The organism is Frigidibacter sp. SD6-1, from assembly GCF_030143255.1.
Classification (GTDB): domain Bacteria; phylum Pseudomonadota; class Alphaproteobacteria; order Rhodobacterales; family Rhodobacteraceae; genus TMP-24.
This window is the reverse complement of record NZ_JARJNR010000004.1, coordinates 112901-127988: the sequence shown is the minus strand read 5'-3', so window position 1 is coordinate 127988 and position 15088 is coordinate 112901. Positions and strand designations below refer to the sequence as shown.

Below are 15088 nucleotides of genomic sequence, written 5' to 3'. Positions count from 1 at the left end.
CATGACCTGGACGACCAATCGCCGCCGTTTCCTCACGACCGCAGGCGCCAGCCTCGCGGCGCTTTCAGCCAGCCCCCGTTTCGCCTGGGCGGCCGAGGGCGACATACTCCGCATCCGCATGGATGCCGATTTTCAGGTGCTCGATCCCTGGGGGATCATCGGCGGCCTCGACGAGGTGATCCCGCGCTGCACGCAAGTCTCTCTCGTCCGCATGGGCGACATGCGCGAGGGCAACAACTGGGAGCTTTACGCCGCCGAAAAGCTGGAATGGACCAGCGACACGAGCCTTGCCTTCACCTTGCGCGAGGGGCTGACATGGACCGGCGACTACGGCCCGGTGACGGCGGCGGACGTGAAATTCAGCTATGAGCGGATCGCCGGGTCCGACAGCGCCTGGGCCTATCAGTTCGAGAAGCTGAAGGAAGTCGAGGTGATCGACGACCGAAATGGCGTGATCCACCTGACCGAGGCCTTCGCGCCCTTCATCGTCGTCGCCATGCCCTATTACGGCGGCCATATCGTCTGCAAGGCGGCGGTCGAGGCGGCGGGCGGCCAGTATACGACCGAGATCCCTGCCCAGTGCGGCCCCTACCTGTTCGGCGCCTGGGAACAGCAGCAGAAGGTCACGCTGACCGCCAACCCCGCCTGGACCGGCGAGAAACCCGCCTTCTCGACCGTCGAGATCTATATCGTCGGCGACGATCAGGCGGCGCAGCTTGCCTATGAAGCTGATGCGTTCGACTATACCCGCGTCACGCCCGGCGCGGTCACGAAGCTGAAGGAGGCGATGCCCGCCGGTGCCACTCTGATCGAGGCGGAATCGACCCGCTATGTCTGGCTGACGATCAATCAGAATGCCGAACCGCTGAAGGACCTGCGCGTAAGGCAGGCGATTCAATATGCCTATGACAGCGACGCGGTCTTGCAGGGCGCCTATGACGGGCTGGTGGCGCGGTCGGCAGGCGTGGTGCAGCCCGGCACTGCCTTTGCGCGCGAAAAGAACCTCATCGCAACGCGAGACGTGGAAAAGGCCAAGGCGCTTCTGGCAGAGGCGGGCGCCGAGGGGCTGACGCTCAACCTTGTCGCGCTAACCGATTCCACCTCGCAAACCATCGCCCAGATCATCCAGGCGAGCCTTGGCGAGGCGGGCATCACCGTGGAAATCCAGCCGACCGAGGATGCCGCCTACTGGGCCTTGGGCGACAAGACCGCGGGGGACGATTATCTCTCTCTGGAACTCGTCCTGCAAAGCTTTGCGGGCGGCGTCGATCCGACCGAGAACCTGGTCTGGTTCCGTCCGGAACAGATCGGCGTCTACAACTGGGCCTTCTTCGACAGCCCGGAATACGAGGATCTCTACCAGAAATCGCTGGTCGAGCGCGACACAGACAAGCGCCGGGCGATGTTCAACCGGATGGAGGATCTGATGGAGGAATCGGGCGATTTCGTCTTCATCTGCTTCGAGCCCTTGACCGCGCTGCATGACAGCGATCTGAAGCCGGTGATCCTTGCCGACGGCCATCCCGATCCGGTACGGTTCACCAAGGTCTAGGGTCGGATGCGGCGACACCGCCGCGAGGGTGTTGCATGGTAAGGATCGAACATGTTCCGAAATACACCCGCCTGACGGGCGAGGAACGCCGCGCCGAACTGGTGGCGGCGGGCCTCGCCTGCATGGCGCGCGGCGGGATCCAGGACTTCACGGTCGACAAGATCTGCGCCGAAGCGGGCGTGTCGCGGGGGCTGATCACCCATCATTTCGGCTCGATGAACGGGCTCTTGGCGGCGGTCTATGCCACGATGTATCGCGCGGCGACCACGGCGCGCGACGATGGCAGGCCGCATCTCTCGGCGCTTCTCGATGCCTTCTTCGCGCCCGAGGTCTTCAACCGCGATGCTTTGAACATCTGGCTGGCGCTCTGGGGCCAGGTATCGGTCAATGCCGAGCTTGGGGCCGAACATCGGCGGCAATATGCGGGCTATCTGGCCGATGTCGCCTCTGCCATCGCCGAAATGGCGGCTGCCCGCGGCCGGTCCGTGGATGCCGACGGCCTGGCGCGGGCGCTCATCTGTCTCGTGGATGGTCTGGGCCTTCAGCATTGCATCGACCCGCCAAGCATGAGCGCACATCGTGCCCGAATGCTCTGCCACGCGCTCATAGAGCCGCATCTCGGTCCGCTCTGACCGTCAATCGCGGGCGCGGCGCAGATGCTGGACCAGGGTCTTGGTCAGGACCACCGCGACGACAATCGCCAGCAGCACCACGGAAATCGCGGCGATCGCCGGATCGATATTGTCGCGCAGCCCCATCCACATCAGCCGCGGCAGCGTCACCGCATTGACCGAGGTGATGAAAAGCGTCACGCCGATCTCCTCCCACGACAGGACGAAAGTGAGAAACAGCGCGCTGAGAAGGCCGAAACGGATATTGGGCAGGATCACCCTGACCAGCCGCGTGACGGTCGAGGCGCCCATCGACCGCGCGGCAAGGTCGATGCGCCGGTCGATCTGCGAAAGCGCGACCGAGATCAGCACGACCGCAAAGGGCGCGATCATCACCGAATGGGCCAGCACCACGCCCGCGAACGTATCGAAGGCGAGGAAACTGTTCACCTTGGAAAGCGAAATCAGAAAGAAATAGAGCGTCAGCGCCGACACGACCGGCGGCGCCACCATCGGCAGAAGGGCAAGGCCCATGTAAAGCGCCTTGAAGCGCGGCTCTATCATCCACAGGCCCGTGGCGAAGAGCGTCGCAAGAAAGGTCGAGACCAGGGCCGACACCAGACCGATCCGGATCGACAGCCAGGTGCCCGCCGCCCATGCGGGATTGTCTATGAGCGCCCGGTAATGGCGCAGCGACCATTCCTCGGTCGGGACGGAGAGATAGCGGTTCGGCGTGAAGGACACCGGGATCACCGCGATGAGCGGCATCATGAGAAAGACCGCCACAAGCGCCGCAAGCGCCGTGACGACCGGGCCGGGGGCAAGCGGTTTCATCGCGCGCCTCCCGCCCGGCCCTGCCGCATCATCAGCGCCAGAAGCGCGCCGACACAGACCATCAGGATCACGCTGACCGCCGCGCCAAGGCCCCAGTCCGGGCTCTGGAAGATGCGCAGATAGACCAGTTCCGCCGCCATGACGCTGCGGCCGCCGCCAAGGATCGCGGGGGTCACGAAGAAGCCGAGCGCGAAGACGAAGACCAGCAGCGCTGCACCAAGGACGCCCGCGCGCGTCATCGGCACCATGACCTGCCAGAAGATGCGCGCCCGCGACGCGCCCATCCCCCGCGCAGCCATCAGCACGCGTTCATCAAGACCCCGGAAGGTGGTGGCCAGCGGGAAGGCCGCGAAAGGGATGAGGAAATGCACCATGCCGACGATCACGCCGAATTCGTTGCGGACCAGCGTCAGCGGCTGGCTTAAGACGCCAAGGCTCATCAGCCAGCTGTTCAGAAGCCCCTTGTTCGACAGAAGGGCCAGCCAGCCGAATGCCCGCGTCAGGACCGAGATCCAGAAGGGGATGAGGATGCAAAGTTCGACCAGAAGCCGCTGCACGGGGCTGCCCCGCACCCACAGAAGCGTGACAACATAGGCCGCCGCGACCGAAACGACAGTCACCACCGCGCAGATGCGCAAGGTCCGCCAGAAGACCGACAGGACCAGCGGGTCGGTCAGCGCCGCGTGATACTGGCCAAGGCCGGGCTCTGGCAGGGTCACGCTCCATCGCACCACGCCCAGGAACGGCAACAGGTATGCAAGCCCCAGAAGGAGCATCAGCGGGCCGAGAAGGGCGGCGGTGCGGGTCATGTGCCTTTCCAAAGGGCCGCCGCCGGTGGTGCCCGGCGGCGGCGTTAGCGATCAGGCCGACACCAGCGCCAGATAGGCGTCGAGCGCCGGGCCGTAGTTGGTTTCATACCAACCCATGTCAAGCGCGACCTGCACGGCGGCATTGGCCGGATCGACCGGGTTGAAGCGGGCCTCCTCTGGCGGCAGGAGCGCGTCGGCGGCGGGGTTCGCCGGCCCCTGCCCCAGCATCTTGAACATGACAAGCTGGCGTTCGGGGTCCTGGGCCGAGGCGATGAACTTCATCGCGTTGGCCGCACCGCCCGGGTTGCCCTTGACCACCGCCATGGCGCCCGGCGCGATCAGCCCCTGGTTCCAGGTGAAGGTGATGTCGCCGCCACTGTCCTGCTCGATCAGCCGCGCACGCGTCGACCAGACCAGCGCCATCGAGGCCTCGCCGTTCAGAAGCACCGACTGGCTTTCCGACCCGCCGCCCCAGAAAGTGACGACATGGTCCTTGATCGCGGCGATCTTGGCATGTGCGCGCTCCAGGTCGATCGGATAGAGCTGGTCGGGCGCCACGCCATCGGCGAGCAATGCCGCCTCCCACATGCCCGCACCCCATTTGTACATCGACCTTTTGCCGGGGAATTTCTCGACATCGAAGAAATCCGCCATGCTTTGCGGCGGGTTGTCGCCATAGGCGTTTTTGTCGTAGGCGATGATATAGCTGTAGAAATAGCTCGAGGCCGCATAGTCCCAGCCGAAGCCCTCGCGCATCTTCGCCCGGTCGACCACGGCGTAATCAATGGGCTCCATCATCCCCTTCTTGCCCAGGGCCTCGGCCGAGAACGGGTCGGCATCGACGATATCCCAGGCGGGATTGCCGCTTTCGAACTGCGCCTGGATCGCGCCTTCCAGCGGCCCCGATCCGTCCTGTTTCACCACGATCCCGGTTTCCGCCTGGAAGGGGGCGCCATAGGCCGCGTCATAGGCCGCGCCCGCATCGCCGCCCCAATTGACGAACACGAGTTCGCCCTCTGCCGCCTGCGCCATCGTGCCCCTGAGGCCAAGCGCGCTGGTGCCCAGAAGCAGCGCCGCGCCCTGCACGAAGCTGCGGCGCCCGATAGCGCCCGATTTCAGTTTCTCGGACAGGATCTCGAGCCCGTCCTTCACAAAAGGTCCATGCATGTCTCTCTCCCTGTTGCTTCCTTGGCCGCCGGAATGCCCCGGCGGGTCGTTCAAAGTGCGAAGGCCCGGGTCTCGGGCCAGCTGAGCCAGACCGGCGTTCCCGGCACGAGGCCCTGAGGCAAGGCGCCGGTCGGCTGGCGCAGGATCAGCAAGGTGCCACCCGGCGTCGTCAAGCCCATGCGGGTTTCGGCGCCCTGATAGGTCAGGTCGGTCAGGCGGGCGGCGATGGCATTGCCCGCAGCGGGCTGCTTCAGATGCAGCCCCATATATTCCGGCCGGACCGCGATATGGCTCGCGGTCGTGCCGACGCCGTCGCAGGCCAGGGGCTGGCCCTCGAAACTCAGGCGCCCGCCGTCGCCACTTACCGGCAATATGTTGATATCGCCAAGAAACTCCGCAACGAACCGGTTCGCGGGGCGTTCATAGACCTCCTCAGGCGCCGCGATCTGCTGCAGCCGCCCCTTGTCGAAGATCGCGACGCGGGTGGACAGCGCCAGCGCCTCGGACTGATCGTGAGTGACGAAGACGAAGGTCGTGCCGGTCTCGCGGTGCAGACGCTTCATCTCCTCCTGCATCTGGCCGCGCAGGTTCTTGTCCAGCGCCGAGAACGGCTCGTCCAGCAGCAGCACCGGCGGCCCGTAGACCAGCGCGCGCGCCAATGCAACGCGCTGCTGCTGGCCGCCAGACAGCGCCGAGGGGCGCTTGTGGGCATGGCCTTCGAGCCCGACCATTGCGACCATTTCCTCAACCCGGCGGGCGACATCGGCGGCGGCGCGTTTCTGGACGCGGAGGGGGAAGGCGATATTGTCGGCGACGGTCATGTGGGGAAAGAGTGCATAGCCCTGAAAGACCATGCCGAAGCCCCGCGCCTCGGCCGGAAGGCGGGTCACATCCTGCCCGTCTACCCAGAGCGAACCTGAACTTGCGGCTTCAAAGCCTGACAAAACCATAAGAAATGTCGTCTTGCCGGAGCCGGAAGGGCCGAGCAGTGTCAGGAACTCGCCGCGGCCGACCGTCAGGCTCACCCGATCAAGCGCCGTGAAGGCGCCGAAGGTCTTAGTTATTGATTTTGCTTCGATTTCCGAAGCTTTTCTGTCCGATGCCATTCACATCCCCCTGACTGTGATTAAGGGCCGGGGTTTGCGCCAAGGCAATCGAATTGTTTTGCCCTGATCGGCGAATGAAATTTCTCATTCGCCCAGGCACCCGTCAGATCACCGTCAACTCCTCGCGCAGCCAGTCGCGAAAGGCCATGACCGGGGGCGTGCCGGCCTTGGTCTCGGGCACCACCATGTAATAGGCGCGCGGCGAGCGGATCGCGAGGTCGAAAGGCCGGATCAGCGCGCCCGAGGCCATGGCCGCGTGACAGATGAACTCGTCGCCCATGCAGATGCCCTGGCTCGCCAACACCGCCGCATAGACGAGGTTCATGTCCTGAAAGAGGATGCCCGCACGGCCCGCCTCCTCTCCCAGCCCGGCCAGATCGCACCAGCGCATCCAGTCCTCGTGCGAGAACAGATGCAGGAGCGTCGCGTCGCGCAAATCTTCCGGCCCGTCGAGGCCACCGAGGCGATTGAGATAGGCGGGGCTGCAGAGGGGGGTGAACTCGACCTCTTTCAGAAGCTCTATTTCCATCCCCTGATGCGCGCCAAGACCGAAGGAAACAAAGACATCCACATCGGGATTGGTCACATCGTCCAGCCTGCGCGGCGTGACGATCGACAGCGCGATATCCGGCGCGCGGTCGGTGAAACGGCCCAATTTGTTGCAAAGCCAAGATGAGGCAAAACCGGGTGGGCAACTGACGGTAAGCGTCCCGGTCAGGCCTCTACCCGCCTGCCGCTGCGCGGAGCCAGCAAGTGCGGAGAGCGCGCGGCGCACATCCTCGGCATAGGCCAGGCCCTGCGGCGTCAGCTCGACCCGCGTTCCGATCCGGTCCATCAGCCGAAAGCCCAGATCGCGTTCGAGGAGCCTGAGCTGGTGGCTGACGGCGCTGCGGGTCAGGTGCAATTCGTCCGCCGCCTGCCAGACCGTGCCATGGCGGGCGAAACTGTCGAGCGCGCGAAGCGCCTGCATTGAGGGGATACGGGCCATCGGTCGTCTCCTTCGCCCGTCAGCTTAGCGCATGGCGGCGCCCCCGCCAGCCCCTTGGTGAAAATCATTTGCCGAGAGCGGGAAAAGGTTTCACTTCCGCGCGCGGCGACGGGGCGTGTAGCGATGGGGCAGGACCTGTCCCGCCTGCGTCGGCCTTCCGTCCCGCATCCGTCCCGACAGCGTCCCGACATTCTGTTGCCGTCCGAAAGGGGAAACCCGTGACCGCCGCCGCGCTGACCGCCGCCCAGAAGGACGCTCTCGCCACAGTGGCGGCGCGGGCGGGCGAGCTTTCGGACTGGTGCGCGACGATCTTCGGTTTCGGCGAGACAGCCTGGCGGGAATATCGCTCGGCCGACTGGTATGTGGCGCGGCTGAGGGCCGAGGGCTTTAGGGTCGAGGAAGGCTCGGGCGGCATGCCCACCGCCTTTTGCGCCGACTGGTCGAACGGAGAAGGCCCGGTCATCGGCCTGTATGGCGAATATGATGCGGTGCCGGGGAATTGCCAGGCGGCCACCACCCGCCGCGAACCGCGCGCGGGGCTGGGGTTTCAGGCGGGCGGCCATACCGACCCGCATTCGGGGCTTGGGATCGGGGCGCTTGGCGGGCTTCTGGCCACCAAGGAGGCGATGGAGAAGCACGGGATCAAGGGCGGGCTGCGGTTCACCGGCGAACCGGCGGAGAAGGTGCGCGGGTCGAAGCCCATCCATGCCGCCAAGGGCTATTACGATGGCCTCGCCGCGATCCTGTCCTTCCATCCGTTCTACATGCTGCCGATGTGCAACACGGTGCGATGGGACACGCATTGCGGCGCGGCCTATGCGATGATCTACCGATTCATCTGCGATGCGCCCGAGGCCTGGGGCCGGGCCGATGGTGCCCCCATTCCGCAATCGCATTCCGCCGTGCGGGCGCCGGGCGCCAATGACGCGCTGATGATCATGTACCAGTCCTCGAAAGCCTTGCGCGAGGCGATGTTGCCGCATCAGGGCGGCTGGTCGGTCAGCGAGGCGATCCTGACCGCGGGCCAGGCGACGGCGGACAACCTGCCTGCGGGGTTGGCCGAGATCCAGTACATGATGCGCACGCCGACGGTGGCGATGGCCGAGCAGATCACCGCCGTCCTCGACCGCAATGCGGGAGCCGCCGCCATGATGTCGGGCTGCCGCTGGGAAAGGCATTGGGTCTGCAAGTCGCGCCCCGGTCTTGCGAACCATGCGATGGCGCGGGTCGTCTGGGACGCGCTGCAGGCCGTCGGCGCCCCGCAATGGGGCGAGGCGGCGCGCGAGATTGCGCGTGAGATACAGCGGGAACTGGGGCTGTCGCCCATGGTCCGCCCGTTCATCGATGAAATGGAAAGGCTGGTCGATCCCGTGGAAGCGGAAGCGATCCTGCGGCGCGACCTGCCGCCGTCGCAGATCAATTCCACCTCGGACGATTACACCGACATGTGCTGGCACGCGCCGACCGCGCGCTTCTACATCGCCCGGCCCGCGCTGAAGGCGCCCGATGGCTTCGCCTATCCGAACTGGGTGATGAATGCGCTTGGCGGCATTCCGGCGACCATCGATCCGATGGTGACGACGGCCGCCAAGGTGCTTGCACTCTCGGCGCTCCGGCTTCTGGAGGACCGCGCCGCGCGCGACGCGGCGATGGAGGAATTCAAGTCCCGCACCGGCGGGGGGATCGGCGGCCGGGCCTGGGTGGCGCCCCTGTGCGACTACCCGCCGCCGATCCATTTCCGCTGGCCCGAATATGTCGAAACCACGCGCGGCCGCGACTGGTGGATTCCCTCCGCCATGCCCGGCGCCTGAATGAGGATGTGAGAAATGGCTCTGGACCGCCTGCCCCATGCCGAAGGCTTCACCCTGCAGCGCCGCAATCCGAAGGGCGGCACCAAGCCCCTGTCCTACTGGGGGTTCCAGAACGAGACCGATCCCCTGACCGACGTGCTGCTGGGCTCGCCCGCCTATCTCTACCACCGGGCTACGTCGAGCCTGTCGCGCAAGCATCTCCGCGAGGCGCCGTGCAATATCCAGATGGCGCAGGCCCAGCATGCCGAGCTTGTCGCGGCCTACGAGCATTTCGGCGTGAAGGTGCATATGTTTCCGGCCGAACCGGAACTGACCATGCAGGTCTATGCGCGCGATTCCAGTGTGATGACGCCCTATGGCGCGGTGATCACCGCGATGGCCAACTGGTGGCGGCGGGGCGAGAATTATGCGGCGATCCGCGCTTATGAGGCGATGGGCATCCCGATCTACGACATGGTGACGGCGGGGACCTTCGAGGGCGGCGATTTCAACGTGATCGAGGAAGGCTGCGTGCTCATTGGCTGCGGCGGGGCGCGCACGCAGGAGGAAGGCGCGCGCCAGGTGGCGGGCTGGTTCGAGAAGGAAGGCTGGGAGGTGCGGCTGGCCTTCATCGACGAATATTACGTCCACATCGACCTGATGGTGGTGCCGGTGGCCGAGAAGCTGACGGCGGTGTGCCTGGCCTGCACCGACCCCTGGATCGTCGACTGGCTGAAGGGCAAGGGGCACGAGATCCTTGACGTGCCTTTCCAGGACACGATGGCGCTGGGGTGCAATTTCATGAGCCTCGGCAACGGCAAGGTCATTGCGCCGGCCGCGTCGAAGGCGCTGGTCGGGCAACTCAGGGCGCGCGGGTTCGAGGTGGCCGAGGTCGAGACCGCCGAGATTTCCAAGACCGGCGGCGGCATCCATTGCATGGCGCAGGCGCTGCGGCGGGCAAGGTAGGGGGCGGGCAAGGTAGGGGGCGGGCAAGGTAGGGCGATCCGAAATCTTTGGAAGATTTCGGACCGGAACCTTTGAAGGTTCCGGCGGTGGCGCGGATCGGCTAGGACGGGGCGAAAATGGAGGCAGACATGTCTGACAGATCCTATCGTTTCACCCATGCCATCGTGCGCGCGCCCGCCGACAGCGCGACGGAGGGCCTGCGCGCCGTCGATAGCGGCGCGCCCGACATCGCGCTCATGCGGCGCCATCATGCCGATTATGTCGCGGCGCTGCGGGCCGAGGGGGCCGTGGTGGTGGACCTGCCGCCGCTTCCGGCCTATCCCGATGCGCAGTTCGTCGAGGATACCGCGCTCTGCCTGCAGGAGGGCGCGGTGGTGATGCGGCCCGGCGCGCCGTCACGGCTGGGCGAGGCGGCGGAAATGGCGCCCACGCTGGCGCGGTTCTATGACGAGGTGCTGACCATCGAGGGGCCGGGGACGATCGAGGCGGGCGATGTGCTGACCATGGAGACGGAAATTCTTGTGGGCCGGTCTGCCCGGACCGATGCGGCCGGGATCGCGGAAATGGCGCGGCTCGTCGCCCGCTGGGGCTACCGGGTCCGGGAACTGGAGACACCTCCCGGGGTCCTGCATTTCAAGACCGACTGTTCGCTTCTCGACGCCGAAACCATCCTCTCGACCGAGCGCCTTGCCGCTGCGGGCGGCTTCACCGGCTACCGGGTGATCCTGACCGCAGAGGGAGAGGAGGCGGCGGCCAATGCGATCCGCTTCAACGGAGCGGTGATCGTGCCCGACGGATTCCCGCGCACGACCGAGCGGCTGGCGCAGGCGGGCTACCGCGTTGTTCCGGTCGGCAACAGCGAATGCGCGAAACTCGACGGCGGCATGTCCTGCCTGTCGCTGCGCTTCTCGCCACCGAAGGCGGGAGAGGGCTTGCCTGGCCTCCGGGCGCCCCTATAGTCGGCCTGTGAGGCCGAGGTGCAATGACGGAAAAGACCGAAGAAACAGGGCGTTTCACGCTTGTCTGCATCGGGCAGGACGGGCGGCTGGGCTATGAGGCCATCATCCTTGCAGCCACCCTGCGCGCCGCCGATCCCGGCTTTCGCGGCCGTCTGATCGTCGCCGAACCGCAGCCCGGGCCGCTCTGGCGCCGCGATCCCCGCATGGGCGCGCCGGTCAAGACGGCGCTTGCAGACCTCGGCGCGGAAATCCTGCCGTTCGAGAACCGGGTCTTCGGGGACGCCTATCCCGAGGGCAACAAGATCGAGGTGCTGACCGCCCTGCCCGAGGATGCCCCCTTCATCTTCTTCGACACAGACACGCTCTTCACCGGCCCCCTGTCGGAGGTTCCCTTCGACTTCGACCGGCCCGCCGCCTCGATGCGGCGCGAGGGCACCTGGCCCGACCCGCCGCTTTACGGGCCGGGCTATGGCGCGATCTGGAAGGCGCTATACGACCGGTTCGGGCTGTCGTTCGAGCCGACGCTCGACCTTGATCAACCGGCCGAACATTGGGAACGCTATCTCTATTTCAACGCGGGCTGGTTCTTCCATCGGGACCCGCGGGCCTTCGGGCAACGCTTCGCCGATTTTGCCCGCACCATCCGCGACGAGGAGATCGAGGCGCTGGCCTCGCAGGTGCTGTTTCCCTGGCTCGATCAGATCGCGCTGCCGCTGGTCATACATTCCTTCGGCGGCGGGCGCCCCGGTCCGGGCCTTTCCGGTCTCGACGGCGGGGTGAGCTGCCATTACCGGGCGCTGCCGCTGCTTTATGCGCGTGAAAGCGATGCGGCTGTGGCGGCGCTGGAGGCGGCGGTGGCGCCCAACCGGATCAAGAAGGTGCTGAAGGACTATGAGCCCGCCAAGAGGCTGATCTATCAGGGACATGGCGCGAAAATCCGCAAGGCCTTCGACCGCGCCGCCCTGCCCCGGCGTGAACAGGCGATCCGCAAGCGCATCCGTGACATGGGATTGTGGCTGCGCTGAGCGGCGGGTCGGACATGCGCCTCCTCCGGACAGCCGCCTCCTCGAGCACTGCGTGCACTCGTCGGGCGCCCGCGAGGAGTGCATGAAATGCTCGACGAGCGGCCCTCAGACCGGGCCGTAGGCTGATTGATACTGCCCGAGCGCCGCGTCGAACCGTCCCAGATAGTCCCGCGCATGCGCCTCGTAGTCGGCGCCGGGTGCGGCGAGGAATATCTCTGACACCATCGCCCACATCGCCTCGCGCATCAGCGCCGCGCATTTCATCGCCGCGAAGCTCTTCACGAAGGCCTCATCCGGCGCGCCGCCGAGATAGGCCGTGATCAGTGCCATTTCCTCGTCGGCAGACATGCCGCCGTTGCCCGCCGCCCCGGCAAGGTCGAACATCGCCGTCCCGAAGCCCGCATATTCGAAATCGATCAGCCAGAGCCGCCCGTCCTGTTCGAGGAAATTTCCCGGCAGAAGGTCGTGATGGCCAACGATGATGGGCAGCGGTATCTGTGCCGCCTCGAGCGCCGCATTCACGGCGAAAAGCCTTGGCAATTCGGCTGCAAAGCGGCTGCCATGGGCCGACAGCGTACGGCCGTAGTCGCGGATGACGTGAAACACCCAGAAGACCGCGCCCGGCCCTTCCAGATGCGCGGGCATCCGGCCGTGGAAGGCGGCGAGAAGCCGCCCGATCCGGTCGGGACTGGCGCGCATGTCGGCCTCTGTCCAGGTGCGGGCGTCGAGGAAGGCCGACACCATCGCGCCGTCGCCCGCCCATTCGACCGCTGGCGCGAAGCCGGCGGCATGGGCGGCGCGGGCGGCTGCCAGCTCGCGGTCGCGGAAGACATGATGGAAGGGGAAATCGACACCGAAGCGCACCACATGCGCGCCGCGTCCGTCGGTCACTTTCCAGCTCTCGTTCGAGAGGCCGCCCTTTAGCGGCTCGGCCCTGATCTCGCCCTGCCAGCAGGGCAGCGCGCGAAGTCTGTCCAGGCTCATGGTTCTTTCCTTCATCTGGAAAGGAGCTTTCCGGCCCGCCCCTGCCCTGTCAATCGGCTTTCGTGGGAATATTTGGCTTTGCCGCCCGCAGAACGCCCGTTTCTTGCCAAAAGCCCGGCAAAACCCTAAAGTTCCCACGAAATCCCGAGGGGGGGGGCCCGATGCTGTCGAAACGCCATGCGGCGATTCTGAAGCTTCTTGAAGCGAACGGCATGATGCCGCTTTCGGCACTCGCCCGCGCGCTCGACGTCTCGCATGAAACCGTGCGGCGTGACGTGCGCCCGCTGGAAGAGGCGGGTCAGGTCCTGCGCATCCATGGCGCGGTGGGGCTGGCCGGTCAAGTGGGCGAGGCGCCGTTCCAGAAGCGGATGCGCGAGAATGCGCAGGCCAAGCGCCGGATCGCGCGGGCGGTGGCGGCGACGATCCGCGATGGCGAGGCGGTGATGCTTGATACCGGCACGACGACGAGTTTCCTTGCGCGCGAGCTGGTGCATCACCGCAAGCTGACGGTCATCACCAATTCCTCCGACATTGCCCGCACGCTCGCCACCCAGAACGGCAATCGCGTCTATATGGCAGGGGGCGAGTTGCGCCCCGATTCCGGCGCGGCCTTCGGCACGTCGGCGCTTGAGTTCGTGCAGCAATTCTCGGTCGCGCATGCGGTCATCTCGGCGGGCGCGGTGGACACGTCCGGCGTGATGGATTTCGATCTGGAAGAGGCGGTCTTTGCCCGCACGATCCTGGAACGCGGCGAGCGGCGGGTGGTGGTGACCGACCATACGAAATTCGGACGGCGCGGCCTGATCGCGGTCTGTCCTTTCACCGCGGTCACCGACCTTGTGACCGATGCCGCCCCGCCTGCCGACATAGCCGAGGCGCTTGCCGCGGCCGGGGCGACATTGTCGGTCGCCTGAGCAAGGCTCAGCCGAGCGCACGTTCCTCGCGCGCGATCGACCAGTCGATCAGATGCCGCCAGATGGTTTCGGCCAGGTCGGGATCGAGCCCCTCGGCCAGGGCCCGCGCGCGGACCTTCGCCACCACCTCCTCGACGCGCCAGTCGATGCGGGCGGGAAGGTTCAGCGGCCGTTTGATCTCGGCCGCGCGGTCGATATAGCCCACCCGGCGCATGAAGAGCGCCACAAGCTGTTCATCGACATGATCGATGCCGGTGCGGACATCCTCCATCGAGCGGCAGGCGCTGGGATCTCGGGGCTCTTCGGTCATCTGCGGGCTTCCAGAGGTTCGGGCCGCCCCCCTCCGGCAGAGGCGCCGCACCTGTCGCGCTGTCCTTGAGCGGCAGCAGGCGGAAGAGGACGCGGCTGGACTATGCCGGATGTGCCCATAAGGCAAGGCCTGAGGGCCAGACGGGTGCGCGTCCCGTCGCCGCATGGCGGCGCCGGTCAGGCTGCCGGCAGCGCCCAGCCTATCGGACGGAGCGGCCTGGTCTTGCCCCGCCTGGCGCAGGTGCAAGCGATCCGTCGGGACGAGGAGAATTTTCGCATCCACAGGTGGTATCTTAAAATTTTAGTCTCTTTTTAGGTTATCAATAGTTTCTGATTGGTTGTCTAATCACCGTGCCTGAAAAGGAGGGGCAACCATGTACAACATCACGTTCGATCTGTCCGACATGTATCAGTATGGGTCCGCTTTTTACGATTATCTCAAGTTGAGGAAACAGTATTTCGTCGACACGCTTCATTGGGACATTCCGCACAACGACGCGGTCGAGATGGACCAGTATGACAATCCTCTGGCCCACTATTCGCTGGTCATGAAGGATGGAAAGGTGGTCGGCGGTGCGCGGGCCATGCCCACAACCTCGCGTTGGGGAGAGCATACCTACATGATCCGGGATGCGGTGGCCGGGAAATTGCCGGGCATCCCGACCGGTTTGCTGCAAAACGGCATGGTGACGCCGCAGGTCTGGGAATGCACGCGGCTGATTACGGCGGATTCCGTCGACAATCACGCAGATCGCGGGCGCGTTCTGTCGCTGGTCATGCAGGGCGTGTCCGACATCGCCCGCCGCCATGGCGCCAGCGAGCTGATCGCCATTGCCCCGGTCCTTCTGGTCCGGGCGATGCGTCAGCTTGGCTGGCCGGTCAATCGGATATCCGAGCCCTACTACGGCAAGGAGGACGGGCGGTGCTACGCCGTCCTGCAGATGCCGGTCGAGGATATGCGGATCGCGGCGGAATAAGCGGCCCCCGCCAGTCCGCCGACGACGCAGGCCGTCGGCGGAACCTGTCATCAATGCCGGGTTCGCGCTTGTGCTACCCGAACGGGCAGCTATTCTT

At 65.8% G+C, this 15088-nt stretch carries 15 protein-coding genes; 8 read left to right on the top strand and 7 right to left on the bottom strand.

What is annotated here, in order from left to right:
- Position 1 precedes the first annotated feature (1 nt).
- Positions 2–1552, top strand: a complete 1551-nt coding sequence (locus tag P0645_RS08960; RefSeq protein WP_284164231.1) for an ABC transporter substrate-binding protein — start codon at positions 2–4, stop codon at positions 1550–1552.
- Positions 1553–1587: 35 nt separating this feature from the next.
- On the top strand, positions 1588–2184 hold the full coding sequence (locus tag P0645_RS08955) for a TetR/AcrR family transcriptional regulator (protein ID WP_284164230.1): 597 nt from the start codon (positions 1588–1590) through the stop codon (positions 2182–2184).
- A gap of 3 nt (positions 2185–2187) precedes the next feature.
- Here P0645_RS08955 and P0645_RS08950 read toward each other — a convergent pair whose 3' ends face one another.
- From P0645_RS08950 to P0645_RS08930, 5 genes are all read right to left on the bottom strand, one after another.
- A complete protein-coding gene (locus P0645_RS08950; RefSeq protein WP_284164229.1) occupies positions 2188–2997 on the bottom strand; it encodes an ABC transporter permease in 810 nt (269 codons plus the stop codon).
- Positions 2994–3806 (bottom strand): ABC transporter permease, encoded by an 813-nt coding sequence (locus P0645_RS08945; RefSeq protein WP_284164228.1) that lies wholly within the window; start codon positions 3804–3806, stop codon positions 2994–2996. The genes P0645_RS08950 and P0645_RS08945 overlap by 4 nt, the downstream gene beginning before the upstream one ends.
- Positions 3807–3857: 51 nt before the next feature.
- Complete coding sequence (locus tag P0645_RS08940; protein ID WP_284164227.1) at positions 3858–4973, bottom strand: ABC transporter substrate-binding protein; 1116 nt, start codon at positions 4971–4973, stop codon at positions 3858–3860.
- A gap of 50 nt (positions 4974–5023) precedes the next feature.
- Positions 5024–6079, bottom strand: a complete 1056-nt coding sequence (locus tag P0645_RS08935) for an ABC transporter ATP-binding protein (protein ID WP_284164226.1) — start codon at positions 6077–6079, stop codon at positions 5024–5026.
- Positions 6080–6182: 103 nt separating this feature from the next.
- Positions 6183–7067, bottom strand: coding sequence for a LysR substrate-binding domain-containing protein (locus P0645_RS08930; protein WP_284164225.1), 885 nt, complete (start codon positions 7065–7067; stop codon positions 6183–6185).
- 218 nt (positions 7068–7285) lie between these two features.
- On the opposite strand from P0645_RS08930, the gene P0645_RS08925 reads away from it, so the two are divergent.
- The 4 genes from P0645_RS08925 (at position 7286) to P0645_RS08910 (ending at position 11807) form a co-directional block, all read left to right on the top strand.
- On the top strand, positions 7286–8878 hold the full coding sequence (locus P0645_RS08925) for a zinc-binding metallopeptidase family protein (protein ID WP_284164224.1): 1593 nt from the start codon (positions 7286–7288) through the stop codon (positions 8876–8878).
- A gap of 15 nt (positions 8879–8893) precedes the next feature.
- The gene (locus P0645_RS08920) at positions 8894–9823 is read left to right on the top strand and encodes a dimethylarginine dimethylaminohydrolase family protein (RefSeq protein WP_284164223.1); all 930 of its coding nucleotides are present in this window, start codon (positions 8894–8896) and stop codon (positions 9821–9823) included.
- Between the two features lie 128 nt (positions 9824–9951).
- Positions 9952–10782 (top strand): dimethylarginine dimethylaminohydrolase family protein, encoded by an 831-nt coding sequence (locus tag P0645_RS08915; protein ID WP_284164222.1) that lies wholly within the window; start codon positions 9952–9954, stop codon positions 10780–10782.
- A 23-nt stretch (positions 10783–10805) separates the two neighbouring features.
- On the top strand, positions 10806–11807 hold the full coding sequence (locus P0645_RS08910) for a GT-B fold glycosyltransferase domain-containing protein (protein ID WP_284164221.1): 1002 nt from the start codon (positions 10806–10808) through the stop codon (positions 11805–11807).
- 105 nt (positions 11808–11912) lie between these two features.
- Here the strand turns inward: P0645_RS08910 and P0645_RS08905 are convergent, their stop codons facing one another.
- On the bottom strand, positions 11913–12791 hold the full coding sequence (locus tag P0645_RS08905; protein WP_284164220.1) for a phosphotransferase: 879 nt from the start codon (positions 12789–12791) through the stop codon (positions 11913–11915).
- Positions 12792–12952: 161 nt separating this feature from the next.
- Between P0645_RS08905 and P0645_RS08900 the strand changes: the two genes are divergently transcribed.
- Positions 12953–13705 (top strand): DeoR/GlpR family DNA-binding transcription regulator, encoded by a 753-nt coding sequence (locus tag P0645_RS08900; RefSeq protein WP_284164219.1) that lies wholly within the window; start codon positions 12953–12955, stop codon positions 13703–13705.
- A 7-nt stretch (positions 13706–13712) separates the two neighbouring features.
- Here P0645_RS08900 and P0645_RS08895 read toward each other — a convergent pair whose 3' ends face one another.
- Complete coding sequence (locus P0645_RS08895) at positions 13713–14015, bottom strand: chorismate mutase (RefSeq protein ID WP_284164218.1); 303 nt, start codon at positions 14013–14015, stop codon at positions 13713–13715.
- Between the two features lie 373 nt (positions 14016–14388).
- Here P0645_RS08895 and P0645_RS08890 point away from each other — a divergent pair, with 373 nt between their 5' ends.
- Positions 14389–14991 (top strand): acyl-homoserine-lactone synthase, encoded by a 603-nt coding sequence (locus tag P0645_RS08890; protein ID WP_284164217.1) that lies wholly within the window; start codon positions 14389–14391, stop codon positions 14989–14991.
- The last annotated feature ends 97 nt before the right edge of the window (positions 14992–15088 follow it).

Bases quoted from the DNA above. Each gene is read 5' to 3' on its own strand.
- P0645_RS08960 (WP_284164231.1), top strand. From the start codon at position 2: ATGACCTGGACGACCAATCGCCGCCGTTTCCTCACGACCGCAGGCGCC.
- P0645_RS08955 (WP_284164230.1), top strand. From the start codon at position 1,588: ATGGTAAGGATCGAACATGTTCCGAAATACACCCGCCTGACGGGCGAG.
- P0645_RS08950 (WP_284164229.1), bottom strand. From the start codon at position 2,997: ATGAAACCGCTTGCCCCCGGCCCGGTCGTCACGGCGCTTGCGGCGCTT.
- P0645_RS08945 (WP_284164228.1), bottom strand. From the start codon at position 3,806: ATGACCCGCACCGCCGCCCTTCTCGGCCCGCTGATGCTCCTTCTGGGG.
- P0645_RS08940 (WP_284164227.1), bottom strand. From the start codon at position 4,973: ATGCATGGACCTTTTGTGAAGGACGGGCTCGAGATCCTGTCCGAGAAA.
- P0645_RS08935 (WP_284164226.1), bottom strand. From the start codon at position 6,079: ATGGCATCGGACAGAAAAGCTTCGGAAATCGAAGCAAAATCAATAACT.
- P0645_RS08930 (WP_284164225.1), bottom strand. From the start codon at position 7,067: ATGGCCCGTATCCCCTCAATGCAGGCGCTTCGCGCGCTCGACAGTTTC.
- P0645_RS08920 (WP_284164223.1), top strand. From the start codon at position 8,894: ATGGCTCTGGACCGCCTGCCCCATGCCGAAGGCTTCACCCTGCAGCGC.
- P0645_RS08915 (WP_284164222.1), top strand. From the start codon at position 9,952: ATGTCTGACAGATCCTATCGTTTCACCCATGCCATCGTGCGCGCGCCC.
- P0645_RS08910 (WP_284164221.1), top strand. From the start codon at position 10,806: ATGACGGAAAAGACCGAAGAAACAGGGCGTTTCACGCTTGTCTGCATC.
- P0645_RS08905 (WP_284164220.1), bottom strand. From the start codon at position 12,791: ATGAGCCTGGACAGACTTCGCGCGCTGCCCTGCTGGCAGGGCGAGATC.
- P0645_RS08900 (WP_284164219.1), top strand. From the start codon at position 12,953: ATGCTGTCGAAACGCCATGCGGCGATTCTGAAGCTTCTTGAAGCGAAC.
- P0645_RS08895 (WP_284164218.1), bottom strand. From the start codon at position 14,015: ATGACCGAAGAGCCCCGAGATCCCAGCGCCTGCCGCTCGATGGAGGAT.
- P0645_RS08890 (WP_284164217.1), top strand. From the start codon at position 14,389: ATGTACAACATCACGTTCGATCTGTCCGACATGTATCAGTATGGGTCC.